This is a genomic window from Actinokineospora auranticolor (genome assembly GCF_002934265.1).
Classification (GTDB): Bacteria; Actinomycetota; Actinomycetes; order Mycobacteriales; family Pseudonocardiaceae; genus Actinokineospora; species Actinokineospora auranticolor.
Genome location: NZ_PTIX01000011.1, coordinates 56,501 through 79,710 on the forward strand (window position 1 = coordinate 56,501; position 23,210 = coordinate 79,710).

The following is a 23,210-nucleotide window of genomic DNA, read 5'->3' on the forward strand; positions in this document are numbered from 1 at the left end:
CACCGATCACGGCAAGCGCCCACACCACTATCGTGCCCGGGTCTCGTCGTGCGCTCATTGCGGCCTCTTTTCCCCTCGGCAGTCGGATAACGGGCTCGGGGTGGAGTCGTCGCGTCGGTGGCGTTTCACGAGCGCGCCGACGATCAAGCCCCCTGTCAGACCGCCGACCATGCCGCCGATCCCGGGCACCTTGTCGTGCAGGAAGGTCATCGCCAAGACGGCCGCGACGAGGTAGATCGCGACGAAGACGACGGTTTTGGCGGCTGGTGGTTTCGCCGTCCTCACCCCCGCTTCCCGGGTGCGCGCGGAGACCTCCGCCGCCACAGGGCGCCGCCGATGACGATGGCGCCGAGACCCTCGGTGTGTCGGACGTGCATCTGGACCACCAGCAGCACCCCCAGCGCGTTCGCGACGCGTTTGATCATGCGGGGATTGGGCGGGACCAGGTCCGCGTAGGTGTGCGGCAAGTGGTCGCCGCGCGCCCGCAGGGCCTCCGGGGTGGCCTCACTGCGCACGTACCCGAGTTGTTCCCGCGTCCAGCGGCGCAGCCAGGCGACCATGCCAGCGAGGGCAACCAGGGTCGCGGGCGACCGCAGCGTCCGCGCCACCACCGACCACGCCTGCATGACGACGCGGACGACCCGTGGCCTCGACCGGCGCACCTCCCGCTCGATCGCGGCGCCCAGCGACCACCACTCCGGCGCCACCGCGCCGTCCCGCCACGCCTCGTAGTCCCCCACGACCGGCGGGGTCCAGGACGGGCCGTGCGTGTGCTCGTCGTGCAGGGGCAGCTTGACCAGCGTGCTCTTGCCCCCGCCCCACGGCCCGTCGACGTGCACCACCGCGTTGGTGCTGTCGGAGTGCGCGGCCAGCTGACCCAGCAGCCCCTCCAGGTGCGCGGCGAGAATCCGTCGGCCGAGCTTGTCCTCGACCCGGGCGGAGTCGATCTGCGCGCGGACGGACACAGCCGGTCGCGCGTTCCAGGGCGTTGCCGCGACAGTCACGGTGATGGCCAGGCCCCATACCGCGCCGCTGCCGTGCTGGCGCACCGACCCGATCGGCTGCCCGTCTCGACGTCCCACTGGCGGATCGTGCCGTTGGCCGAGCCGGTCACCAGGGTGGGTCGGCCATCGGCCAGCGGACCGACCGCCATGGCCCGTACCGCGGCGGCGTGGTCACTGAACGGCTCACCGACCGGTTCGCCCGTCTCGACATCCAAGCGGTGGATCCGGCCGTCGTCCTCGCCGGAGAACAAGACCGTCGAGCGCCTCGGCAACGCCCCAGGCGGATGCGGATGTGCCCGCGGCGTATTTGTTACCTCGTCCTGTGTTGTACCGCCGAACGAGCGGGTCAGGCCCCCTGTGACCAGGATCTGCGCGGCTCGACCCCGCTGGTACCGCTCCGGCCGTACGTCGTGACCCGGTGAGTGACGCTGCCTCACCCACACGGCCGAGTCCGGGATGATCGCGGCCCACGCGAGGTATAGGTCACGATGTTCTGGCGGCAGTACGACGGAAGAGTGTGTCAGGGCGGAAACATCGTCGAAGTCCTCGCGGACCGGAGCCCACGCGGCTGCCGACTATCCGGTTGACCGGAATCCCCACTCCCTGTGCCCGACGCTACCGATGTCTCGATGCGGTCATGAAACTCGACTTCGCGCAACGTCGGCCGTGCTTGGACGTCGCCCGGTGTGAAGGTCCCGGTGATCAGAGGGCCCCGCACCGCGCCCGCGCCGCCCTGGTGCCGCCTCGACTGACCATTGTGGACATTGGTCTACGGCTACGAATCGAGGGGAAGAGGATGACCGACAGACAACCACCCCGAACAGCCGCCATCGCCTGTCTGCCCTTGGTGGCAACCCTTCTGCTGGCGGTTGCCACCACTGCGTGGGCGGATCAGGGGACGACCGAACAATCCACGACAGCCACAACCACAACGTCCGATGTCCCCACGACCACGTCCGGTCCGACAAGCCCGACAACGCAACCACCCACCACCCACGCGCCGGAACCCACCGCAACAACGCCAACGATCACAACCCCGCCCACCGCAGTCCCGGCGCCCTCGAAGGTGAGCGGTGATTCCGCCGAAGAGAAATCGGATCTTCGGGTCACCCTCGAATTCCTCCAGCCCGCCTACGACATCCGCGACACCGCGCAGTTGCGCCTTTCGGTGACCAACACCGGAACCGCGCCTGCCCACAACCTCACCCTCACCACCTCCGGCCCGCTGACACCCACGTGGTACCCCCTCCCGTCCCCGTGGACGATCGAGCCCGACGCGTCCATCGAGGCGACCGCTGCGATGGACCTGTCCCGGCTCGCAGGCGCGGGGCCGCTGACCATCACCGCCACCGTCCTCGCCGACACTCCCGACGCCGACCCGTCGGACAACACGGCGAGTGCCACCGCCACGGTCACCCAGCAGCGTTCCGCGTACACCGGCACCGTCTACGGCGACGCCAATGCCGATAGCGTGCGGCAACCGGGTGAGGAGTTGGCGAATGCACTGGTGACCGTATCCGGTGGTACCCCTGCGGGCACCTATCGGACGCGCACCGATACCGATGGGCACTTCGCCTTTCAAGACCTACCGGTGGGCAGGTACGAGATCGGTGTCGAGGCCGCATCCGATGGCTGGGTCTTCCGTAGGAACTCCATCGACACCACCGCGGACCGGGAAACCGTCATGGACCTGTTCGGGGTACGCGACCTCACCGGTGCCTTCACCGCGTCGATGCGCTTCGACAACAATCTCAACCGCGCCGCGGAAACCGTCCCTCTGACGATCCGGCTGACCAACCTCGGCGGGACGCCGATCACCGGCCTGCACGCGTGGTGCGAGTCCGGGGGACCGGAGGGCGACGACCTCGGCGGACTCGGGACCTACACCGGAGTGAGCATCGCCGCCCGCTCAACGGCGGTCGTGCACGCGCGAACCACGATTCACCGGTCCACGGAGCCGGGAACCAACTACGTGGTCTCGTGCCATTTCGGCCTCTTTTCCGGTTTCCCCGGTGTCGTCGACGCCCGGGCGGTGACGCGCGTGGCGCCCGGCTACGCCACCCTCTCCGGCTTTGTGGTCGTGCTCGACGGCTACACGTCCTGCTACCCGGTCATCTTCCCCCGCTGCGGTGGCCCGCGCGCACGCGGCCAGGCAGGCGTTCCGGTGTACCTCGCCGACTCGACGGGTCGTGTGGTGGTCCGCACCGTGAGCGGCGAGCGTGGGGAGTTCGCGTTCGCGCCGGTGATAGAGGGGACCTACAGCATCGGCGTGGCGGGCCCGTGGCGGATCGTGACGACGCGGACCGACCGGCCCTACCCGTTCCGGCTGCGACCGGGGCCGGACCTCACCCGCGTGTGGGTCGAGCCGGGCCCCGAGCAGCGAGAGCCGACTCCGCCCCCGACCCGCCCGGCGCCGCCCGTGGTGCCGCCGCGGGGCGTGCAGGTCGCGCACCCGGTGCCGGTGACCCGGCCGGGTGATCTCGCCCAGACCGGGGTGGACCCGGCGTGGTCGGTCGTGTCCGGTCTGCTGGCCGTGCTGCTCGGCGCCTTCCTGATCCGCCGAAGCCGCCGCCCGCTGCGCTGATATCGCCGGGTGCGTGTGGCCACCGTCGCGGTGGCCACACGCACCGCAGTCGGTCCATCCGGACGACACCGTCGGGGCCGACCGAACGGGTCACCACCGGGTCAGCTCGCCGAAGAAGTCCGGGATCTCCACCGCCTCGCCGCGGGCGCGGGCCACGGTGAGCACGTGCGCCCCGACCGCGATGTCGAGCACTCCCAGGCCGAACGGGGAGAACACCACCGGGCGGTCCGGCGTCAGCTCCAACTCCCCGGCGCGCACCTGTGCGAGCGTGCCCGCGATGAAGTCGCGGTGGCCCAACAGTTGTTCGGTCAGGTGCGGCGACGTGTTCGCCGTCAGGCAGTGCTCCACGTCGTCGACGACGTTGTGCGCGGCCAGGAGTACCTCCGGCGGCAGGTCGCGCAGGGAGATGTCGAGCACGAGCTGCCCCGGTGCGAACGGCTCGCGCACGTGCGGCGCCGCCGCGGTCGTCGCGAACACCACGACGTCGGCCGCCAGCACCGGGGTGGGATCGGCGTGGAACGTCGCCGGGGCGACCGAGCGGGCGTGCTCGGCCAGGGCCGTTCCGGACCGCTCGTCCAGGTCGTGCACGCGGACCGCGGACGGTCGCACCCCGGCCGCGACCAGGTGGTCGAGGATGGCGCGGGCGATCACCCCGGCGCCCACCACGCCAACCACCGGCGCGGGCGCCGATCCCAGTGCCGCGGCGGCCAGCGCGGCGGAGGCGGCGGTGCGGGCCGAGCTGATGGTGGCCGCTTCGAGCAACGCGATCGGGTAGCCGGTGGCGTAGTCGTTGAGCACCAGCACGGCGGACGCGCGTGGCAGGCCGTCGCGGGTGTTGGCCGGGAAGCCGGCGATCCACTTCAGACCGGCCAGGTCGACGTCGCCGCCCGCTTAGGCGGGCAGGGCGATGATCCGCGCGTCCGGCTTGTCCGGGAAGCGCAGGAAGTAGCTGTCCGGATTGACCGTCACGCCTTTGTGGCGCGCGCGGTAGGCGTCGTCGACGACCCCCTGCACGGCCGCGCGGTCGGCGTCCAGGATCCGCCGCACCACCGCGCCGGGCACCACGTCGAACGTCCGGGACATGTCAGACCACCTCTCGCGGGAGCGCGGCCTACCACCGGCGCGCCACCCAGTCGTCGTACCCGCTGTCCAGGTGGCGGTCCCCGAAGATCCGGGAGGCTCGCCACCACCACACTCCCCGCACGCTGGTCCACGCCGTGCGGCGATGGCTGCGACGAGTTCGTCCAGAACGGCCCGCTTGCCCGGACCCGCTTCCCGCCCGGCGACGGCGCGGAACTCGTCGCCTGTGAGGGCGGTGTCCCGCGCGTCACCGGAGAACACGAGCTTTTGACGGTCTTGGGGAGCCCGCTTGGCCGGAGAACTCGTTGCGCACAGGAATCCGACCCGGTCACGGTATGGTCTGAGCGCGGTCAGCGGCCGCAACTCGACGGTACACGTGCGTGCCTTCGTCCACGCCCCGCCCAAGGTCGAGCTGCACGTCCACCTGGTGGGTTAGGGGGTGGGCACCGTTCTCGCCGTCGCGCACGGCACCCGGGTGCGCGCTACGCCGAGGCCACCGTCACGCCCTACAACCACCTCCTCGATGGCGTGCCCGGCGACGAGCTGCTCACCGGGCATGCCGAGGGCCGTGCCGCCGCGGCCGCCGAGCGGATCGGCCACGGCACCAGCCGCGCCACGGACCCGGCTCTGATGGCGCACCTCGCCGAACACCAGATCCCGCTGGAGGTGTGCCCGACCTCCAACGTCCGGACCCGGCAGGTCGACTCGATCGCCACCCACCCCGGTCCGGCGCATACTCGACCACGGCTTGGTGGTCACCCTCAACACCGACGAACCGCCCATGTTCGGCGCCACCCTGGAGGGCGAGTACCTCGCGGTGGCCACCGCACTGGACCTGCGCGCGGTTGACCTGGCACAGCTCGCGGGCACCGTGGTGACCGCCTCGTTCCTCAACGCCGCGAGCGGGTCCAGGCTGCTCGCCGAGATCGACTCGGTCGTCCGCGGCCGACTGCCCGAATGCCGTGTCAGCGACATCTGACCGCCATCCCCCGCACAAGCTGGGGAACCCGTACCCGGGATCGACCGGCCCGCGCCGCGGATCGCTGCCAACGACTTGATCAACCCTGTCCGGTCGCCCGGGAGCAGGTCGGATACTCCAGACATGTGGAAGATCGTTCCGGCCGCTCGCTGGCTCGCCGCCGCCCTCCTGGTCGTAGGTCCGCTGGTCGGGTTGTGGTTCGGGGTCGGCCACCTGCTCGGCTACCCCAAGTGGCTTCCCCACGACGGGTTCCTGATCGTCGACCGCTGTGACGAGGTGATGGGATCCTGGCAGTGCAACGGCGCCGTCGTCCCGGCGGACCCCTCGAAGACGGGGCGCATCAGCTACTACACGGTGGACTCGCTGCCCCAGTCGTTGCCGGAGGGGACACGGCTGCCAACGCAAATCCGCTCCGGCGACACCGGGGACATGGTCACCGGCCTGACGAGCACGGCCTTCCTGTTCGCCGTCGCGGTACCGCTGGTCGTGTGCGGGGTGATGCTCGCGCGTACCGCGGCCGGACACCGCGTGCACTTCGACGCGGGCTTCCCGACGCACGTCCTCTTCGGCGTGACGTTGGCCGCCGGGTTGGCACTGGCCCTTGTCTCCGGAATCGTCATCGAACTCCTGGTGTGACGGCGGGGCGGCCTTCGGCTCCGACCGGCTAGGGGCGGATTCCGACGGTCACCTCGTCCATGACCTGCAAGTCGGGCCCTTCCGGAATGCGCTGGTAGTTCCTGGGGTCCTCGCCCGGGTTGTCCGCGCCACTGTTGATCTGGTCACGCATCGCGCCGTGGATCAGGCTCGAGACCAGGGTGAGGGGAACCGTTCGGCGCGCCTGGACGACGTAGATCCGCACCTGCCGCGGATTGTTCATGGCTGGAGCCCAGTCGCAGTACCAGGTTCGGCCGTTGTCCGTCACCGGACACGGTCCGTCCTGCAGGTAGAAGACGCTCGAGTTCCCGCCGGAGGGTGGCACGTTGCCGATGAAGAACCAGACCGAGTCACCGGGAGGTAGCGTTTCTTCGATCCTCCCCGAGATCCGCGTCCGTCCCTGGACGACCTCGTCGTCGCCGGGGAAGAGGATCGACAACCTCCCTTCACCTGCCGACACGGTCCTGACCGCGGGTGTGCCCGCGGGAAGGAATATCAATGTCGCGGCCAGAGCCGCCCCGATGACGACGAGGGCAGAGCTGGAAACCGCGAATACAAGCGACGGTGACGAGTTCTTTACCTGAGAATACGACATGATGGCGCCCCCGATGACCATCATCGCGCCGACAGAGATCCCGAACCACCGTGCTCCACCGAAGATGTTGTGAGTCAATGACAAAATACCGACAACGGCCGACACGACAGAGGCGCCCGAGACCACGAGCGTCTTCAGTGAGCTCATGCCGGGCATGCTAAGTCTTGACGGTCTCTTGCGGCGCGTTCGACGGATCTGGCCCCGCGTGTTGGAGCGAGGTCCTGCTGGGCCGCGATGACCGGCGCCTACACTCCGCGTTGTCATCCAGGTGGGCAATCGGGGGCTGCGGTGAGTGGTAGCAGGGTGTTGGTGGCGGGGACGAGTATCGCGGGGCCCGCGTTGGCGCATTGGTTGCGGCGGCGGGGAGCCGAGGTGACCGTGGTGGAGCGGGCGCCCGGGTTGCGGCCGGGTGGGCAGGCGGTGGACGCGCGCGGGGTGGCCAAGGAGGTCATTCGGCGGATGGGGTTGGACGCTGCGGTGCGGGCGGCCTGTACGGACACCGAGGGTGCGCACACCGTCGACGTCGACGGGAACGTGCTGGAGACCTACCGCGCCGAGGACGACGGCGGGGACGGGCCCATCGCGGAGATCGAGATCCTGCGCGGGGATTTGTCGCGGGTGCTGTATGACGACACCCGCGATGGCGTGGAGTACGTCTTCGGTGACCGGATTGTCGGGCTCACCCAGGACGCGGACGGGGTCGACGTGACCTTCGACGGTGGCGACCGGCGGCGGTTCGACCTGGTGATCGGCGCCGACGGGCTGCACTCGTCGTTGCGGGCGATGGTGTTCGGGCCGCGTGAGGGGTTCATCCGGCACTTGGGGCTCGTGTTGGCCTTCTACAGCGTGCCGAACGAGTTCGGGTTGGGTCGCTGGTTCATCGAGTACCGGGACCCGGGGTCCGCGCGGTCCGCCGGGCTGCGGCCGATCAAGGACGCGACCCAGGCGATGGCGGTGTTCGCCTTTCCCGCGGCCGACCTCGAGGTCGACCACCGGGACGTCGAGGGACAGAAACACCTGCTGCGCGAGCGGATGTCCGGCCTGGGCTGGCTGACCCCGCGCATCCTCGCGCACTTGGACGACGCACCGGACTTCTACCTCGACCAGGTCGCCCAGGTGGAGATGGACCGCTGGTCCGACGGCCGCGTGGCGTTGATCGGCGACGCCGCGTTCAGCCCGTCCCCGATGTCCGGGGCGGGCACCGGGCTGGCCCTGGTCGGCGCCTACCTGCTCGCTGGGGAGCTGGCCGCCGCCAAGTGGGACCCCGAAGCCGGGTTTGCCGCCTACGAGGCCCACATGCGCCCGTTCGTCGACGCGAACCAGGAGATCGGCAGGCTGCACACCAGCAGCCAGGCCTCCCCCGGGACGGACGCCGAGGAGCCCGACATGGAGGCTCTCATGGCCCTGATCGACCGCGCCCTCAACGGCGTCGACCTGCCCGACTACGCCGACTTGCCCGACTCCGGGCCATCGGAGTCGGGCAAATCGTAGAGAATTCCGACTTCTGCCAAGCCTTGCCCCGCAGACAACAGCAGGGACGCCGGGCACGCTGATGTGCTGTCGCGATCCGCTTCGAGCGCCACAGGCAGACGCGCGTCCAGGTACTTCGTCCACCTCGCACACCGGGCTGCGTGAAAGCGAGCCCCGCCACTCCTTGGTGGGCTGGGCTCGCTGAGTCGCTGGACCAAATCGGTGGCTCTATGTCACACAATTCTCACTATCTGTCATCTCACGCCTCTAGGCTCACCCGTCACCCTTCTTCCCAGCGTGATCGGCCGCCCGATGAGTGGTGACTCCAGACCGGACATGCCACAAGATCAACCGTGGGCCGAGGAAATCCCAACGCGCTTGTCCACTCGAGCGAGTTGACGCCGGTGTGGTGGCACTCGCCTGCCAGACCGCGGCTGTCGGGTTCGCCCGTGGTCTCGACGGAGTCGGCCCGGGGGCATCGTCCTCTGGGACACAGGTTTCAGCACGGGCCGAGCGCCGGCGATGGCCGCCTGCGATGTAGGGCCGTCGGGGCCGTCTCGGTGATCATGGAGGTACGTGATAGTCCTTCGAGTTTGTGGGCATGTTAGGGAATGATGAGCGGACATTCCTTCTTGCAGGCGGGCAAGGGTGCGGTCGCGGCGGTGGTGGCGTGGCTGCTGGCCGACGGGTTGTGGGATCTACCGCAGCCGTTCCTGGCGCCGTACGCGGCGGTGTTCATGATCGAGTCGACGGTGTACCGGTCGATCCGGGGGTCGGCGCAGCAGTTGGCCGCGGCGTCCACCGCGGTGCTGGTGGCGTTCCTGGTGCTGCGGTTGATCCCGGAGCACGCGGTGGCGCTGGGTGTGGCGGTGGCGGTGGGGTTGTTGGTGGGTCGGTGGTCGGTGTTCGGCGAGAGCGGCAAGTGGATCGGGGTCACCGTCGTGCTGGTGTTGACGGTGACCGGTGCCAGCCAGGAGGTGATGTTGCTCGACCGGTTGCTGGAGACCGCGTTGGGTGCGGTGACCGGCACGCTGGTCAACAGTCTGGTGTTCCCGCCGACCTACGACCGCTGGGCTCGGCGGACCACCGCCGAGCTGGGGGCGGAGCTGCGGGCGGTGCTGGTCGAGCTTGCGGACGCGCTGCGCGCCGAAGGTGGACCGCGTGACCCGTCGGGGTGGGTGCGGCGGACGCGCGGGTCCGAGGAGTGGGTGCGCCGCGCCGAGGAGGCTGTGCGGTGGAACGCCGAGGCGATCCGGCTCAACGTGCGCACGCGGCCCGGTCGGGCGGGTGGTCGTGCCGTGAACCTACGGGAGGCGTGGCCGCGGGTGGTGCAGATCGCGGAGGCCGTGCAGTCGTGCGCGGATGACGGGCCGGTGACCCGTTACCCGTCGCCGCGTTCGCGTGCGGACTACGCCGCGCTGCTGGACGAGCTGGCGGCCGTGATCGACACCGTCAACGGCCCCGAGGACGACCTGGTGGCCGCGGTGGACCGCGCCCGGGAGCGGATCGCCGCGCTCGACTCCCGGCTCACCGGCTCGGTGGAGGAGTCCGACGCCAGCCGCGGGCTGGCCGCGATGCTGCTCCCGGCTCGTCTGGTGCTCGACGCGCTCACCCGCCGACCGACGCCGACCACGCGGTGAGTTCGCCGCTGCGCCTGCCCGGCCCGGCTGGTGTGCGCCCAGGTCATTGACGCCTTCATCGAGCCGACCCCGGCCCGGGACGACATCGCCCTGCTCGTCGCCCAGATCAGGTGGTGACCTTCGACCGCCCGGGCGAGAGGCCGGACCGTCATGGTGGGGTCGGTCGAGTGCCGAACTCGACGGTCGTCGTGGTGCCCGGCGTGCCGCGGTCGACGTGGACGACGTCGGCCACCGCATCGATGATCTTCAATCCTCGACCTCGCAACGGCACGGCGTCGGTGTCCGGTTCGGGGGCTCGCCACTGCCCGCGGTCGGCCTGGCCCCCACCTGACGGCCACCCACAACGGTGAACGAGCGCGTCAGTCGGGCAGGGTGACGGTGGTGCCGAAGAACTCGTCGATCTTGCCGACGATGGTCATGAACTCGTCGAGGTCGGTGGGTTTGGTGACGTAGGCGTTGGCGTAGAGGTTGTAGCTGGCCAGGACGTCCTCCTGGGCGGCGGAGGTGGTCAGCACGACGATCGGGATAGCCGTGAACGCCGGGTCGTTCTTGACCTCGGCGAGGACTTCGCGGCCGTCCATGCGGGGCATGTTGAGGTCGAGCAGGATCAGGTCCGGTCTGGGGCCTCGGCGTAGCCGTCGGCGCGTCTGAGGAAGGCCACGGCCTCGATGCCGCCGTTGACCACGTGCAGGCGGGCGCCCGGCTGGCGTTGCTCGAACGCCTCGCGCACCATGATCACGTCCCCTTCGTCGTCCTCGACCAGCAGCACGTCGATCACCGCGCCGGTCTCGGTCATTCGGCCGCGCGAGGTCGTCGGGTCGGACATGGGTGCTCCTCCAAGCGCCGCCGCTCGACGCCCGAGGGGACGTCACCGGGTGATCGTGTCACCTCGACATCACCCGGCGCACCGAGGCAGGCCGCGCACCCGACACGCCCGAACCCTCCACCCGTCGCGCGGCTCCGCGCGGCCGACGTCCGGACAACAGGAGCGGACCGGACGAATGGCCCCTTTGCGCAGTACAGGAGGGATTCAGGGTGATGTCGTCGGTGTAGCCGGACACCCTGGTCAGCAGCTCCAGGGCCTGCGTGGTGACCCGCTCGACCGGAACGGAGTACGGCTCGCGCAACGCGCGGTCGGCGGCGATGTCGGTCGCGGCGGCGGCCAGCTCGACCGTGGCACCGGCCAGGTCCCGCCAGGGGCGTTCCAGGATGCCGTCGGTGTAGAGCAGCAGCATGTCCGCGTCGTCGAGTCGATCGCGCGCGGTGCCGAACCGGCCCTCGCCCACGCCGAGCGGCGCCGCCCCGGTGGGCGGCAGGTACCGGGCCTCGGCCCCGGCGGGCAGCAGCAACGGTGGCGGGCGCCCGGCGGTGCAGTACTCCACGACACCCGTGGTCGGGTTCAGCAGGGCGACGCACACGGTCGCCGCGTGGGCGCCCGGGACGCGGGTCGCCGCCGCGTGCAGGGCTCGTAGGGATGTGGTGATGTCGCCGGTGGTGACCAGGCGTTCGTGGAGCAGGACCCGCAGTTGTCCCATCACGGCCGAGGCGGACACGCCGTGCCCGACCACGTCGCCGACGACCAGTCCGACCCGCCCGTCGGGGAGCGCCACCGCGTCGAACCAGTCCCCGCCCGCCGCGGTGTCGGCATCGGCCAGCAGGTGGCTGGCCGCGATTCGGACTCGTGGCAGGACCGGCACGCCGCTGGGCAGCAGCTCCTCCTGCAGGGTGGTGATCACGTCCCGGGCCTCGGCGTAGCGCTGCTCCGCCCGCGCCGCCCGGCGCTGCGCGTCCCGGGTTTCCCGTGCCCCAGCGGTGACGTCGCGGACGACGCCGATGATCCCGGTCACCGCGCCGTCCGAGCCCCGGGTGGGCATCAGGTCGAAGTCGAAGAACACCTCGAAGCGCTCGCCACCCTCCGGTTCCAGCTGGCCCCGGAAGCCCCGCTGGCTCAGCGGCTCCCCCGTGGCGTAGACGCGCTCGTGCATCTCCACCACCTGCTGACCCGCGAGATCGGCGAACGCCTCCCGCAACGGCAACCCGATCAGGCTCGACCGGCCGACCAGCGCCCGGAACGCGCTGTTGGCGACCGAGATCCGCAGGTCCCCGCCTGCTATCGCGAGCACGATCACCGCCATCTCGTCGAACACCCGCCGCACCACGGCCGCGTCGCCGACCAGACTCGACAATTCGCCGTCGTCGGAGTCGCTGTGCACGCCCATCCTCCCGGTCGCGCGAACGGGCCGCGACCACCCGCAACGCCGTCGTGATCACCGGGACGCCACCCGCACGCCGCCGCGCCGGGTCGAACGCGTTCCCGTCGAAGCGTACCGGGGGAGGCGCCGCAAGATCTTACTCCACTGTGGACTTTCTCTTCCGCGCAGGTGAGCCCGGCGCGGAGCAACGGAGCGCCTCGTGGTCATCGCCGGGTCCCGCGCCGCTGCGCTCGGACCTCCGCTCCGGTGCGTTCGGCGGCGCTGTCGTCCTCCCCCTCGACGCGGCCGACGAAGTCGTGGCCGTCGGTGCCGGTTTCGCGAGTGCTCGCCACGCCAGGGTCGGATGCCACGTCCTGCTCGGCCGGGCCACCCGGTTCGCCCACGGGCTTGCCGCCGCCCCAGCGGGTCATCCCGAGGACGACGAGCACCACGATCCCGCCCGCGATCCCCGCGGCGATGAGGAAACCGATATCGGTCAGCAGACCGACCAATGCCGCCGCGACGGCCACCACCAGCAGTCCGATCGCCGCTACGGTTCGGGAATCGCGCATCAGTGCCTCCCTGGACATCCACAATCGGCTACCCCCCTCGCCCGCGGGCAAACACGTCTCAGGTGATCGGTGATCCGCCGGTCACGGCGGTGGTCTCGCCGGTGGTGTAGCTGGATTCCTGGGAGGCGAGGAACACGTAGGTGGGGGCGAGTTCAGCGGGTTGGGCGGGGCGGCCGAGTGGCGCCTGGGCGCCGAAGGACTCCACCTTGTCCGGGGGCACGGTGGCCGGGATGAGCGGTGTCCACACCGGACCCGGGGCGACGGAGTTCACCCGGATGCCGCGGTCGACGAGGTTGAGCGCCAAGCCCTTGGTGAAGTTCACGATCGCGCCCTTGGAGGCGGCGTGGTCGAGCAGGTGCGGTGACGGCTGGAACGCCTGGATGGACGACGTGGTGATGATCGCCGACCCCGGCGGCAGGTGGGGCAGCGCGGCCTTGCGCAGCCAGAACAGGCCGTAGACGATGGTCTTCATGACGCGGTCGAACTGCGCGGTGTCGATCTCCGACAGCCCGGCGTCCTGCGACATCTGGTACGCGGCGTTGCACACCAGCACGTCGATGCGCCCGAAGGCGGCGACCGTGCGCTCGACCACCCGGGCGTTCTCCGCTTCCACGGTCAGGTCGCAGACCACGACCTCGGCCCTGCGGCGCGCTCACAGCTACGCAACCGTCATCCGTCGAACGGCACCGGCGAGGCGTCCAATCGCGCTCGACGCCCAGTGCGGCCGCCGGGCCACGTCAGGCTTACGCTGGCGGGTATGCGACTGCGGAGAGTGGTGGACCACGCGCGGCACGGCGCCTTCGCCGACCGCGTGTGCCGGCTCTACCGCGACCGGGCCGAGTTCGCGCGCCGGTCGCGGGAGTCCCTGGCCGAGGGGATCACCACCGGTCAGCAGGTCTGGTGCATCAGCCCCGGCGCCCCGAACGCGCTGCCCGCCGAACTCGCCGGGCTCAGCAGCCGGGAGGCCGCGTCGCGCGACGGCGGTGCGCGGGTGGTGTCGCTGGGCAGCGCCTACCCCGCCGGGACCGCGGTCGACCCCGAGTCCCAGGTGCGGGTGTGCGCGGAGGCCACCGAGGCCGCGGTCGCCGCCGGGTACCGGGGTCTGCGGGTCGCGGCGGACCGCACCGCCCTGGTCGCGACACCGGAGCAGTTGGCCGCGTTCGTCCGCTACGAGCACAAGGTCGACCGGTACATGGCGCTGCGCCCGTTCACCGCGATGTGCGCCTACCACCACTCCGTCGGCGAACACGCCTCCGCCGTCCTGGCCACCGTGCACCCCGCCGACAACACCGACGCCACCGGCTTCCGCTTCTCAGACGACCCGGTCACCGCCTCCGCGCTCTCCGGCGAACTCGACCTCGCCAACGGCGAGCTGTTCGGCGCGACGCCGCGCACCGTCGACCCCGTCCTGGAGGCGGGACAAATCGTCATCGACGCAACCGCGCTGGAGTTCATCGACCACCGCAATCTGCCGCGGCCGGCCGAGCACGCCGTCCGCCACGACAGCGAACTCGTCCTGCGCGGGAACCGGGCAGGACGAGCCCGGTTGCGGCAGGCCTTGGAGCTGCACCACGTCCGCGTGGAGCCCGCCGCGTGACCAGCACTCACTCGGCCGTGTTCTACCGCACCGACGCTGACTACCTGCGCGCCCTTGTGCCATTCGTCGTTGAGGGGCTGGCCGCGGACGAGCCCGTCGCCGTCGCGGTCCCCGAACCCCGGCTGCGGCTGCTGCGCGACGCCCTCGGCGCCGACGCCGATCGCGTCACCTTCATCGACATGTACCGGGCGGGCCGCAACCCCGGCCGCATCATCCCCACCGTGCTGCACCGCTTCGCCGACTCCCACCCCGACCGGCACGTCCGCATCATCGGCGGACCCGTCTGGGCGGGCCGCACCCCCACCGAGTACCCCGCCTGCGCCCAGCACGAGGCGCTGATCAACCTCGTCTTCACCGGGCGGCGCGTCACCATCGCCTGCCCCTACGACAGCGCGGGCCTCGACCCGCTCGTCGTGGCCGACGCGCGCCGCACCCACCCCCAACTGTGGGACGGGCACCACCGCTTGGCCAGCCCCGACTACGACCCCCACGCGGTCATCAACGCCTACAACCGCGCACTCACCTTCGACAACGCCACGGCGATGCGGTTCCGGGTCGCTTCCACCGGGGGCATCCGCGCCGCCCGCACCTGGGCGACCACCCACGCCGAGCGGATCGGCCTGGGTCCCGCGCGCGTCGCCGACCTGGAACTGATCGTCTCCGAACTGACCACCAACAGCCTGCTGCACGGCGGCGGGGACTGCCTGCTCGCGCTGCACGACCACAACGGGCACCTTGTGTGCGAAGTCGCCGACGCGGGCCACCTCGCGAACCCCCTCGCCGGATACCTACCAGCCACCCCGGGCTCCCTGGGCGGCCACGGACTGCTGCTGGTGCACCAACTCGCCGACCTGGTCCACACCCACCGCACTCCCCGTGGCACCACCCAGTACGCGTTCCTGGCGCTACCCGCGGCGACCACCGACCGCAGCCCGGCGCCCGCCACCTGACCGATCACGAGACCTTCGCGGGTCGGGACCAGCGTCCTGCGACGTACCTGGTCGAATGGGGACTCGACCACGCTCTGCTCGACGGCGTCCACCGCTACGCCACAGAGCACGGCCACCCCGTCCACGTACTCGAGTACCCCACCCCGATGCGCTGTCGGCACCCGTGGCCGATCTCTACCAGCAGTGCCTCGACCGGCCGGGAACACTCGACCTCGACACCACACTGACCTACCCGGCAGACCGGATCGGCGACACCACACACCGAAGTCGGGACAAGTCGGAGTGACCGACAACCCGAATCCGCTCCACGAGCGGTCGCCCAGTCCGCATCGGTCGAGGTGGTCAGGTTCCCAGGAACGTGGTCTGTCCGATCGGGACGGTGAGGCTGGAGAGGCCGCCGAGGGCGCAGCCGAGGTTCGGGTTGGCCGCGGCGACGGTGAGCGAGGTGGTGCCGTTCAACGGGCCGCTGGTCTGGGTGGTCTGCAGGGCGATGAGGCCGTTGAGGGGGTTGGTGTTGACGGTGAAGTCGAACGTGGTGTGCTCGCCCGTGGGTGACCAGTCGATGGTGGCGCTGCCGGTGATGGTCGCGAGGAGGTTGCAGGGGACGCCGCCGAGGCTGGTGATGGTGCCGGTGGCGTCGCTGACCGATCCCGCCTGGAGGTCGTTGTGGTTCCCGCTGGGCGACAGGCAGTTGACGACCGTCGCGACCGCGACCACGTCCGCGGTGGTCTGCGTGGCGGTCAACGCCGGACTGAAGCTGAGATGGACGTTGACGTCGCACGTCAGCTCGATCACCGCGGCTTGAGCGGGGGCGGCGACCGTGACTGGGGCAACCAGCACGAGTACCACCGCGACGACCGTCGCTCGGACCGCACGCAACCTCGTGCCCACCGGAAGCCTGCGCACACTGCCGATCATGACCACTCCTGTCTCGGGTGCGATCGAGCCGTCCGTCCACGCTGCGCCCTCGGGGCGCAGATGACAATCCCCCCAACGCCGCTGCCGCGAACCACCACCCGAATCCGAGGACAACAGCCACCCCGCGTGATCACCAACCGGGCCACACCAGCGCGAGCGGACGCGAATCATCGCCCGGATGCGACCGTCGAACCCGTCCCGTGCGTTCTGACGGGCGACGAAGCGCCGAGGGCGAAGGTGATCGTCACCAGTCGGGTGATCGCGGGACGCAGCCGGGACGCCCAGGGTCGCTGGTAGACGGACCTGGGAGGCGTTGATGCGCGCAGGGGTTCGGGTAGTCGCGGCGCTCGTCTTGGTGCCGGGGTTGGCGCCCGCGCCGGCGTGCGTGGTGGGGTCGATCACCGAGTACGGGAGGGTGGCCTCGTCGCTGCCGGTGGGCGGGGTCTGCGAGGTCGAGTTCGACCACACCGGAGCGCTGCGGGTCGAGCAGTACCTCAGCAGCCAAGTGGCGCGGTTCGACCCGGCGACCGGGCAGTTCACGAACTACAGCACGCCCATGCCGCTGTCGTTCCCCGTCGGCGTCCGCACCGCCGCCGACGGCACCATCCGGGTCGCCGAAGCGCTCGGCATGAAGATCGCTCGCGTCGATGCCGCCACCGGCCGGATCACCGAGTACCCCCTCCTTGGGGTCAACGGCCTGCTCACCGGCTGATAGGGGACGAGGGTGCGGAGTCGGTCGCGCGTGGACGCGCGAGACCCACGGGATTTCCGAGTCGTCGACCCGACAGGGAGTTTGGTCGGGGTCCGGCCGGGAAACCGCACCGCAACCAGTTCATCGAGGAGGTCACCGGTGTCGAACAAGCTCGGTGGTGCCCTGTGCGCCACACTGGCCGCGGTGCTCTCGGCCACCGCTGTCGTCACTTTCACCACCGGCGGATCGATCATGCCCGGTGCCACCGACGACGGCGGTGTCGGCCTGTTCGGCAATCCGCTGACCGCCACCATCCACCTCGCGTTCGCCGTGCTCGCGCTGGCCGGGCTGCTCCGGCGGGGTTTACGCAGGCTGCTCGCCCAGCTCGGATCGCTGGCCTTCCTCGGTTTGACCGCCTTCGACGTGGTCGCGCTGCTGTCGCCGGTCGGTGAGGATGAACCACTCGGCGTCCGTTGGCCGCTCTTGGTCGTCGACCTCGTCGCGTTGGCTCTGTGGTTGGCGACGGTCCGATCCTCCCGACCCGCCACCCCCGCGTCGTCGACGCAACGCCGCGGGCAGTCAGAGGCGTAGATCGCACCGGCGACTCACCGGGCGACCGGTGGCGCGGCCATCCGGGCCGGGCGCGGGGAGTGGTCCAGGCGCGAGAGGTCCGAGCGGGAGTAGTGGCCGGACACGTCCAGGTCGAGGTAGGCACCAGCGAGCAGATCGGGATCCACGTCGGCGACCAGCAGGTCCGTCCGGCCGAACACGGGACCGGCCGGCAGCCACCCGAACGGGTCGACGGCGCGGTTGCAGCCGTTGATCATGGTGTGCCCGGGCTCGACCGGTTCGCCGAGCGGTAGTCGGCGGGGTAGTCGCGGCGGGTGGCGAACCGGTTGGCGGCGAGCACGGAGCAGCGGCCCCGACGGCGATGTCGGAGCCGTCGACCTAGCCTCAGATCAGGCGTTCGACGCCGGTGGGCATGAGCCTGTGGTGGTGGCCGATGAGGGTGCCCGCCGGGTCGAACAGCAGCGACGAGCAATAGACGGTGTGTACGTACCGTTCCACTACGCCTATCACGACCAGGCGCCCGGCCCCGGCCACCGCAGCGCGCCCGGTCGAACGGCTCACCGGGGGCTTGGAAGGCCGACCGGCGGTACCGCTTGAACAGTGCGCGCCTTTCCAGCGACGGTCGCACCGCGGAGGACGCGCCCTTGGGATACCCGCCGAGAAAAGCGCCGGGAACTCGACCAATTCGGTACCGGACTCACGGAGCCTGGCGAAGCAGGGTCTCGAAACGTTCGAGCCCGCTCGACAACTCGAACAACGGCATCACTGCCTGGACCACAGCGACCCGTACTCCCCCTCGTACCCTGCCGGAGTCGCATCAGGCCGCACCAGTCGACAAGTGCGATTCTGGTGGTATGGCAGAACCGGAGCGCACACCCGACGGGCGCTACGTGGTGGTCAACGGCAGGCGTTGGCGGGCAACCGATCCCGCGATCCCGGCCGAACCCGCGGCCGAGCTGCGCAAGCTGCTGATGCGGGCCCGCCGCGATGTCGGGGTCGCTCTGCGCGAGCAGGACGCCGAAGCGGAACGGGAAGCCCGGGCGCGGGTGCGGGACGCCAAGGTGGCACTGGGCGAACGCGGGACACCGTGGTGGGAGCAAACCCCCGACCAGCGCCGAAACCGCTGGCAACGCGGACTGGCCGCACTGAGCTGACGCCGACCGCCACCGGCAGCATCCGGGCGCCGGTTGCCCGGACCCGGTGCGCGGGGGCACCGGTCCGCCCCTCCGGGGAAACGGTGGCACCGCGCGGTTCTCGGCTCGCGGCCTGGGCCGTGAAGATCGAGTCAGGCCGGACCGGGTATCCGCCGACCGAGCGGAGAACGCCGCCGCACCGAGGGGGTCGCCGCCTCGCACAGCGGCGCAGCGCGTTCTCGGTGCGTCCGGACGGGACACTGTGCTCGGCAGGCGGTTGAGGTGACCCTGGTGTCGACGGTGGCGCGCTGTCCCGCGGGTGGGCAAGCCGGCTGCCGGGCGGCTTGCCGTCGGGAGTTGCTAACGGGTGGGCCACCCGTCGCCTGCGTGCGGCGACCCCGGTAGCAGGTTCTCCGCGGCACGCGGCGACCACTCGACGAGTACCAACGTGGCGTCGTCCTGGAGGACGCGGTTCTGGTGGTCGAGCACCGCTCGGGTGACGCGTCGGAGGGTTTCGGGTGCGGGCAGACCCGCGGCCTCGTGCTGCTCGGTGAGTGTGACCAATCGGTCGACGCCGAAGAAGGTGCCGTCGGGGGCGCGGGCTTCGGTGACCCCGTCGGTGTAAAGGAGTAAGCGGTCGCTCGGGCACAGGTGCTCGACACCCACCCCCGACACCTCGGTCGAGTCCTGGCGGGGCCGCATTCCCAGCGGAACCCGCGGTCGGGTGTCCAGCGATCTCACGACGCGCCCGCCGCGGAGGAGGATGGGGGGTGGGTGGCCCGCCAGCAGGTAGCGGAGTTCGCCGGTGGTGAGGTCCAAGTCGGCGAGGACCGCCGTGCACACGCCATCGGTGGGGTGGCTGTCGAGGACCTCGTCGGCCGCCGCGGCCATGGCCGTCAGGTCGCCGCCCTGCCTGCGGGCGTTGCGGGTGGCCGCCAGCACCATCGTGGTGATCAGCCCGGCGGCCAGGTCGTGGCCGGTGGCGTCGAAGACGGCGAAGTAGGCGCGGGTGTCGTCGACGGCGTAGTCGTAGCCGTCCCCGCCGACCCGGTCGAAGGGCTCCATCGTCGCGGACACCACCAGGTCGCCGCTGGCGAAGGTCTGCGGCGGGAGCAGCTGCCACAGCAGCTCGCTGGCCACCGACAACGGCTGCGGTCGGCGGACGGTGTGCAGCAGGTCGCTGTAAGCCCGCTTGGACATCACGAGGTGTCCGACCAGGCCCGCCAACGTCCAGCACCGCTCCCGCACCACGACGTCTTCGGGGTCCGTGTCCAGCGGCAGCGACAACGCGAGCACGCCCAGCCGTTCCGTCCCGTTGACGATCGGGACCCACAGCACCGGCCGCTCCCCCGCGACCCCGGTCACCGCCATCTCGGCGGTCCGGAACGCCCGTCCCCCTGTCGTGTCGTCCACACCGAGTGCTCGCCCGGCCGGTTCGCTCCGGGCGGGCAGCGGGTGCAGCCGCCGCTGGGCCATGTCGACCACGTACAGCCACGCCCCGACATCGACCCGAGCGCACGCCGAGACCACCACGTCGACCAAGTCCGACGCGGTGGCCCGGTGCGCGGCGTCGATGACGCGGCTCAGCAGCTCGTGCCACGAGCTTGTCCGCAGGTCCACGCAGGCAGCCTAGACGTCCCCGGGACCGGCGGACCGGAGCAGGTCGTGGGCGGGGTCGAACTCCACCACACCGGCCACCGCGAGGTCTTCGAGCCAGTCGCGCATGGGCCAGTGGCCGTGCCTGCGGTGGAAGGTGTTGGCGTTGCGGACGATCTCGGGGGCGCGGGCGGGCTCGTGGCGACTCGGCGGGTGGTACTGGTGGTAGGCCTCGGCGCCGCCGACCCAGTGCAGCGTGGCCCCGGCGACTCTGCTCGTCAGGGCGAAGTCGGTGTCCTCCGCGCCGTAGCCGGAATAGTCCTCGCAGAACCCGCCCAGGGTCGCCCACGTCGACGCGGTGGTGGCGAAAGACAGCGACCAGAACAGGTCGAACCGGTCGTCGGCGACGATGTCACCGGGTGCCGGGACGGGTCGTGCCGGGTGCATGGGGGCGTCGAATCCGCTGATCGGGTAGCCGTCGGCGGGTGGGGGCGGGAGGTAGGCGACCGGACCGCAGAGCAGCGCGGGTGACGGGATCCGCCCGGCGGCCGCGGTGTAGCGGGAGACCAGGTGGCGACCGGGGACGCAGTCGACGTCCAGGAAGACCAGCACGTCCGCGCCCGCCGCGATCGCCGCGGCGGCGCCGCGGTTGCGGGCGCGGGCCAGCGGCAGCCCGCTCCCCCGGCTCGACACCGCGAGGGGGGTCACCGGGGCGGCGCCGGGGATCGGCCGCACCCGCGGAGTGTCGTCCATGCCGACGATCACGTGCAGGTCCGGTGGCTCGGCGGCGAGGCCGACGCGTTGCCGGTGGAGGTGGTCGTCGCGGCGGTGGGTGATGGTGACCACCGCGGTGCGGGGCGCGCTCATGTGGCCAGCGCGTCGAGTTCGGCCGCGGCCCGCGCGGCGCCGTTGCCGGGTGACCAGTGCGCCCAGCGCGCACCCCCGCGCTCCCGTGCCCGGCGCAGCAGGTCGGGCCAGCGGTCGGGGATGGGCCAGCGCGGCGCGACGAGCGCCAGGCGGTCGCGCAGCAGCGCGGCGGCGGTGGCCCGCTGTTCAGCGAAGGGCCGGTCCTGGGGGATGACCACGGCGGCCCGGCGCGCGGCCGCGACCTCGGCCACGGCGTTCTGGCCGCCGTGGGTGACGACGACCTCGGCGGCGGCCAGCGCGTCCCACGGGTCGGCGACCCAGCCCGCCCAGCGCAGGTTCGCCGCGGCGTCGACCGGCTCGGGTCCGAGCACGGTCCACGCCCAGTCGGGGGTGGCCGCCGCGGCGGCGCGCAGGTGGACCGGGGTGACGTCGAGCCCGCCGGAGCCCCACATCGCCAGCACCCGGCCGGTGGCGCGGGCGGGTTCGGGTCGTCTCCCGTCGAAGCGGGACAACCCGCCCAGGTGGACGGTCTTGGCCAGCCAGCGCGTCGGCCAGTCCGGTTGCGGGCGCCGCGGCCACGGGGCGAGCAGCCGGGCGGCCAGGTCGTAGGCGAGCCGGTGCGGTCGATCGGTGCGCGAGCCCGGTTGGGCCATGATCACCACGGGCACGCCGTGCAGCCGGGCGAGCAGGGCGACCTCGACGGAGACGTCGCTGACGAGCACCCGCGCGCCGTCGGCGAGGACCTGGCTCACCGCGCTCATGCGTTCCCGGAGCCCACCGTGGTGGCGGGGCGCCCAGTGCAGCGTGCCGTTGGCGGTGACGTCGTCGGTCGCGGGATCGGCGCCCGCGTCGTCGGCGAGCCGGATCCAGCGGCCCGGCCAGTCCGCCGGGCGCTGCGCGCTCGACAGGCCGATCACCGGTGTGCGCGACCGCGCGGCGATGGCGCGGGCGCGGTGCAGGTGCCCGGAGCCGTGGTGGTGGATGTAGTAGGCGATCACGGTGCCAGTTCCCGGTAGAGGCGTTCGTAGCCGTCGACCATCGCGTCCAGCGAGCACGTGCGTTCGGCGTGCGCCCGCACGCGTTCGCGGTCCAGCGCGGCCGCTCGGGTGATGGCGGCGGCGAGGCCGTCGACGTCGCCGGGGTCGACGAGCACGCCGGTGTGGTCGTCGAGCAGTTCCGGGAGCGCACCGCGGGCGTAGCCCGCGACCGGGGTCCCGCAGGCCAGCGCCTCGGCGACGACCAGGCCGTAGGGTTCGTCCCAGCAGGGGGAGACCACCGCGACCGCCGCGGACCCGACGAGTGCGGCCAGGTCCCGGTGGGCGAGGTGGCCGACGTACTCGACGCCGTCGCCGAGCAGGGGCCGCACCCGCTCGCGGTAGTAGCGGGTGTCCGGGATCGGACCGGCCAGGCGCAACCCGCGGCCCGCCCGGCGGGCCGCGTGGATCGCGTCCTCCGGACCTTTCTCCGGCACCAGCCTGCCCGACCACACCGGTACTCCCCCGCCCGGCCCGGGAGTCCACATGTCCAGGTCGACACCATTGTGGATCACAGTGGCCGCGGGGACGCCCGCCCGCCACTGGTCGGCGGTGTGCGCGCTGACCGCGGCGAAGTGCCCGGCGGGGCCCAGCGCGATGGCCGACTCCAGCCAGGGGGTCGGCGGGGTGTGCAGCGTGGTCAGCACCGGCGCGAGCAGGTTCGCGGCCATGGCGACGGGCAGGTAGTGCAGCGAGTTGTTGTGGACGACGTCGTAGCCGCCGTCGCGGGCCAGCTCCAGCATCACCCCGAGGTAGGCGTGGTGTTCGGCCATGAAGTGGCCCGCGGGCATGCTGGTGTCGGCGCGCGCGTGCTCGGACAGGGCGGGACGGGTGTCGAGGACCCGGACCCGCAGCGCGGGGTCCGAGCCGGGACCGCCGAACACCTCGACCGCGTGCCCGCGGGCGCGCAGGTGGCTCGCGAGCTGCCAGGTGTGCGCCTCCAGCCCGCCGGGGAAGGGTTGCCGGATGGGGTACCTGGCCGAGGCGATGAGCACGATCCGCAGCGACCGCGCGCGGTCCGGGCGCGGGGGCGTGCCCGGCGATCTGGCCAAGGGGTCTCCCGGAGTCGGGGCGGCGTGCCTGC

General features: G+C 71.5%; 26 protein-coding genes and 1 pseudogene. 11 read left to right on the plus strand and 16 right to left on the minus strand.

Annotation, left to right across the window (positions count from 1 at the left end):
- Positions 1-54 precede the first annotated feature (54 nt).
- Both CLV40_RS20490 and CLV40_RS20495 read right to left on the minus strand, forming a co-directional pair.
- Positions 55-285: a hypothetical protein gene (locus CLV40_RS20490; protein WP_146108130.1), complete on the minus strand. Its 231-nt coding sequence runs from the start codon at positions 283-285 to the stop codon at positions 55-57.
- Positions 282-1,082 carry a P-loop NTPase fold protein gene (locus CLV40_RS20495; RefSeq protein WP_146108131.1) on the minus strand — a complete coding sequence of 267 codons (801 nt, stop codon included), beginning with the start codon at positions 1,080-1,082 and terminating at the stop codon, positions 282-284. The genes CLV40_RS20490 and CLV40_RS20495 overlap by 4 nt, the downstream gene beginning before the upstream one ends.
- A 988-nt stretch (positions 1,083-2,070) precedes the next feature.
- Between CLV40_RS20495 and CLV40_RS20505 the strand changes: the two genes are divergently transcribed.
- Complete coding sequence (locus CLV40_RS20505) at positions 2,071-3,588, plus strand: carboxypeptidase regulatory-like domain-containing protein (protein ID WP_181043620.1); 1,518 nt, start codon at positions 2,071-2,073, stop codon at positions 3,586-3,588.
- 90 nt (positions 3,589-3,678) lie between these two features.
- Here CLV40_RS20505 and CLV40_RS20510 read toward each other — a convergent pair whose 3' ends face one another.
- Both CLV40_RS20510 and CLV40_RS39690 read right to left on the minus strand, forming a co-directional pair.
- Positions 3,679-4,461 carry an NAD(P)-binding domain-containing protein gene (locus tag CLV40_RS20510; RefSeq protein ID WP_342752292.1) on the minus strand — a complete coding sequence of 261 codons (783 nt, stop codon included), beginning with the start codon at positions 4,459-4,461 and terminating at the stop codon, positions 3,679-3,681.
- A gap of 18 nt (positions 4,462-4,479) precedes the next feature.
- Positions 4,480-4,671, minus strand: coding sequence for a hypothetical protein (locus CLV40_RS39690; protein ID WP_245931421.1), 192 nt, complete (start codon positions 4,669-4,671; stop codon positions 4,480-4,482).
- 627 nt (positions 4,672-5,298) lie between these two features.
- On the opposite strand from CLV40_RS39690, the gene CLV40_RS40830 reads away from it, so the two are divergent.
- The 3 genes from CLV40_RS40830 to CLV40_RS20520 all read left to right on the plus strand — a co-directional run bounded on the left by CLV40_RS40830 (position 5,299) and on the right by CLV40_RS20520 (position 6,283).
- Positions 5,299-5,517 (plus strand): hypothetical protein, encoded by a 219-nt coding sequence (locus tag CLV40_RS40830; protein WP_374066511.1) that lies wholly within the window; start codon positions 5,299-5,301, stop codon positions 5,515-5,517.
- Entirely contained in the window at positions 5,420-5,647 is a 228-nt protein-coding gene (locus CLV40_RS39695) for a hypothetical protein (RefSeq protein ID WP_374065044.1), read from the plus strand. Before CLV40_RS40830 ends, CLV40_RS39695 begins: the two co-directional genes overlap by 98 nt.
- 123 nt (positions 5,648-5,770) lie before the next feature.
- Positions 5,771-6,283, plus strand: a complete 513-nt coding sequence (locus CLV40_RS20520; protein WP_104480588.1) for a hypothetical protein — start codon at positions 5,771-5,773, stop codon at positions 6,281-6,283.
- A 28-nt stretch (positions 6,284-6,311) separates the two neighbouring features.
- Here CLV40_RS20520 and CLV40_RS20525 read toward each other — a convergent pair whose 3' ends face one another.
- A complete protein-coding gene (locus CLV40_RS20525; protein WP_146108132.1) occupies positions 6,312-7,043 on the minus strand; it encodes a hypothetical protein in 732 nt (243 codons plus the stop codon).
- Positions 7,044-7,184: 141 nt separating this feature from the next.
- Between CLV40_RS20525 and CLV40_RS20530 the strand changes: the two genes are divergently transcribed.
- Together CLV40_RS20530 and CLV40_RS20535 are read left to right on the plus strand one after the other, a co-directional pair.
- A complete protein-coding gene (locus CLV40_RS20530) occupies positions 7,185-8,387 on the plus strand; it encodes an FAD-dependent monooxygenase (RefSeq protein ID WP_181043621.1) in 1,203 nt (400 codons plus the stop codon).
- Between the two features lie 593 nt (positions 8,388-8,980).
- Positions 8,981-10,006 (plus strand): FUSC family protein, encoded by a 1,026-nt coding sequence (locus tag CLV40_RS20535; RefSeq protein WP_181043622.1) that lies wholly within the window; start codon positions 8,981-8,983, stop codon positions 10,004-10,006.
- A 359-nt stretch (positions 10,007-10,365) separates the two neighbouring features.
- Here the strand turns inward: CLV40_RS20535 and CLV40_RS40585 are convergent, their stop codons facing one another.
- From CLV40_RS40585 to CLV40_RS20555, 5 genes and pseudogenes are all read right to left on the minus strand, one after another.
- Complete coding sequence (locus CLV40_RS40585) at positions 10,366-10,587, minus strand: response regulator (RefSeq protein WP_342752288.1); 222 nt, start codon at positions 10,585-10,587, stop codon at positions 10,366-10,368.
- A gap of 26 nt (positions 10,588-10,613) precedes the next feature.
- A complete protein-coding gene (locus tag CLV40_RS40590) occupies positions 10,614-10,832 on the minus strand; it encodes a response regulator (RefSeq protein ID WP_342752289.1) in 219 nt (72 codons plus the stop codon).
- A 58-nt stretch (positions 10,833-10,890) separates the two neighbouring features.
- Positions 10,891-12,219, minus strand: a complete 1,329-nt coding sequence (locus CLV40_RS20545) for a PP2C family protein-serine/threonine phosphatase (RefSeq protein ID WP_181043623.1) — start codon at positions 12,217-12,219, stop codon at positions 10,891-10,893.
- A gap of 203 nt (positions 12,220-12,422) precedes the next feature.
- On the minus strand, positions 12,423-12,770 hold the full coding sequence (locus tag CLV40_RS38975) for a hypothetical protein (RefSeq protein ID WP_219824046.1): 348 nt from the start codon (positions 12,768-12,770) through the stop codon (positions 12,423-12,425).
- 58 nt (positions 12,771-12,828) lie between these two features.
- Positions 12,829-13,404: pseudogene (locus tag CLV40_RS20555) on the minus strand (SDR family oxidoreductase); the annotation flags it as partial.
- Positions 13,405-13,527: 123 nt separating this feature from the next.
- Between CLV40_RS20555 and CLV40_RS20560 the strand changes: the two are divergent.
- Both CLV40_RS20560 and CLV40_RS20565 read left to right on the plus strand, forming a co-directional pair.
- Positions 13,528-14,367 (plus strand): MEDS domain-containing protein, encoded by an 840-nt coding sequence (locus CLV40_RS20560; protein ID WP_104480593.1) that lies wholly within the window; start codon positions 13,528-13,530, stop codon positions 14,365-14,367.
- The gene (locus tag CLV40_RS20565; protein ID WP_104480594.1) at positions 14,364-15,317 is read left to right on the plus strand and encodes a sensor histidine kinase; all 954 of its coding nucleotides are present in this window, start codon (positions 14,364-14,366) and stop codon (positions 15,315-15,317) included. Before CLV40_RS20560 ends, CLV40_RS20565 begins: the two co-directional genes overlap by 4 nt.
- 342 nt (positions 15,318-15,659) lie before the next feature.
- Here the strand turns inward: CLV40_RS20565 and CLV40_RS20570 are convergent, their stop codons facing one another.
- Positions 15,660-16,235: a hypothetical protein gene (locus CLV40_RS20570; protein WP_146108133.1), complete on the minus strand. Its 576-nt coding sequence runs from the start codon at positions 16,233-16,235 to the stop codon at positions 15,660-15,662.
- Positions 16,236-16,551: 316 nt separating this feature from the next.
- On the opposite strand from CLV40_RS20570, the gene CLV40_RS38140 reads away from it, so the two are divergent.
- Positions 16,552-16,947 carry an NHL repeat-containing protein gene (locus tag CLV40_RS38140; RefSeq protein ID WP_181043624.1) on the plus strand — a complete coding sequence of 132 codons (396 nt, stop codon included), beginning with the start codon at positions 16,552-16,554 and terminating at the stop codon, positions 16,945-16,947.
- A gap of 138 nt (positions 16,948-17,085) precedes the next feature.
- Positions 17,086-17,517, plus strand: coding sequence for a hypothetical protein (locus CLV40_RS20580; RefSeq protein ID WP_104480596.1), 432 nt, complete (start codon positions 17,086-17,088; stop codon positions 17,515-17,517).
- Positions 17,518-17,531: 14 nt separating this feature from the next.
- Here CLV40_RS20580 and CLV40_RS20585 read toward each other — a convergent pair whose 3' ends face one another.
- Positions 17,532-17,753, minus strand: coding sequence for a hypothetical protein (locus tag CLV40_RS20585; RefSeq protein WP_104480597.1), 222 nt, complete (start codon positions 17,751-17,753; stop codon positions 17,532-17,534).
- A gap of 597 nt (positions 17,754-18,350) precedes the next feature.
- Between CLV40_RS20585 and CLV40_RS20590 the strand changes: the two genes are divergently transcribed.
- On the plus strand, positions 18,351-18,650 hold the full coding sequence (locus CLV40_RS20590) for a hypothetical protein (protein ID WP_104480598.1): 300 nt from the start codon (positions 18,351-18,353) through the stop codon (positions 18,648-18,650).
- A 339-nt stretch (positions 18,651-18,989) separates the two neighbouring features.
- On the opposite strand, the gene CLV40_RS20595 is transcribed toward CLV40_RS20590, so the two are convergent.
- The 4 genes from CLV40_RS20595 to CLV40_RS20610 are packed head-to-tail and all read right to left on the minus strand — an operon-like array spanning position 18,990 to position 23,178.
- Complete coding sequence (locus CLV40_RS20595) at positions 18,990-20,249, minus strand: PP2C family protein-serine/threonine phosphatase (RefSeq protein ID WP_104480599.1); 1,260 nt, start codon at positions 20,247-20,249, stop codon at positions 18,990-18,992.
- 9 nt (positions 20,250-20,258) lie between these two features.
- Positions 20,259-21,092 carry a glycosyltransferase family 2 protein gene (locus CLV40_RS20600; protein WP_104480600.1) on the minus strand — a complete coding sequence of 278 codons (834 nt, stop codon included), beginning with the start codon at positions 21,090-21,092 and terminating at the stop codon, positions 20,259-20,261.
- A complete protein-coding gene (locus CLV40_RS20605) occupies positions 21,089-22,090 on the minus strand; it encodes a glycosyltransferase (protein WP_104480601.1) in 1,002 nt (333 codons plus the stop codon). Before CLV40_RS20605 ends, CLV40_RS20600 begins: the two co-directional genes overlap by 4 nt.
- Positions 22,087-23,178 (minus strand): glycosyltransferase, encoded by a 1,092-nt coding sequence (locus CLV40_RS20610; protein WP_104480602.1) that lies wholly within the window; start codon positions 23,176-23,178, stop codon positions 22,087-22,089. The genes CLV40_RS20605 and CLV40_RS20610 overlap by 4 nt, the downstream gene beginning before the upstream one ends.
- Positions 23,179-23,210 lie beyond the last annotated feature (32 nt).

Excerpts from the sequence above, each read along its gene's own strand:
- CLV40_RS20560 (WP_104480593.1), top strand. The coding sequence starts at position 13,528 with ATGCGACTGCGGAGAGTGGTGGACCACGCGCGGCACGGCGCCTTCGCC.
- CLV40_RS20535 (WP_181043622.1), top strand. The coding sequence starts at position 8,981 with ATGAGCGGACATTCCTTCTTGCAGGCGGGCAAGGGTGCGGTCGCGGCG.
- CLV40_RS20590 (WP_104480598.1), top strand. The coding sequence starts at position 18,351 with ATGGCAGAACCGGAGCGCACACCCGACGGGCGCTACGTGGTGGTCAAC.
- CLV40_RS39690 (WP_245931421.1), bottom strand. The coding sequence starts at position 4,671 with ATGTCCCGGACGTTCGACGTGGTGCCCGGCGCGGTGGTGCGGCGGATC.
- CLV40_RS20525 (WP_146108132.1), bottom strand. The coding sequence starts at position 7,043 with ATGAGCTCACTGAAGACGCTCGTGGTCTCGGGCGCCTCTGTCGTGTCG.
- CLV40_RS40830 (WP_374066511.1), top strand. The coding sequence starts at position 5,299 with ATGGCGCACCTCGCCGAACACCAGATCCCGCTGGAGGTGTGCCCGACC.
- CLV40_RS40590 (WP_342752289.1), bottom strand. The coding sequence starts at position 10,832 with ATGTCCGACCCGACGACCTCGCGCGGCCGAATGACCGAGACCGGCGCG.
- CLV40_RS20600 (WP_104480600.1), bottom strand. The coding sequence starts at position 21,092 with ATGAGCGCGCCCCGCACCGCGGTGGTCACCATCACCCACCGCCGCGAC.
- CLV40_RS40585 (WP_342752288.1), bottom strand. The coding sequence starts at position 10,587 with ATGGACGGCCGCGAAGTCCTCGCCGAGGTCAAGAACGACCCGGCGTTC.
- CLV40_RS38975 (WP_219824046.1), bottom strand. The coding sequence starts at position 12,770 with ATGCGCGATTCCCGAACCGTAGCGGCGATCGGACTGCTGGTGGTGGCC.
- CLV40_RS20585 (WP_104480597.1), bottom strand. The coding sequence starts at position 17,753 with ATGATCAACGGCTGCAACCGCGCCGTCGACCCGTTCGGGTGGCTGCCG.
- CLV40_RS20570 (WP_146108133.1), bottom strand. The coding sequence starts at position 16,235 with ATGATCGGCAGTGTGCGCAGGCTTCCGGTGGGCACGAGGTTGCGTGCG.
- CLV40_RS38140 (WP_181043624.1), top strand. The coding sequence starts at position 16,552 with ATGCGCGCAGGGGTTCGGGTAGTCGCGGCGCTCGTCTTGGTGCCGGGG.
- CLV40_RS20520 (WP_104480588.1), top strand. The coding sequence starts at position 5,771 with ATGTGGAAGATCGTTCCGGCCGCTCGCTGGCTCGCCGCCGCCCTCCTG.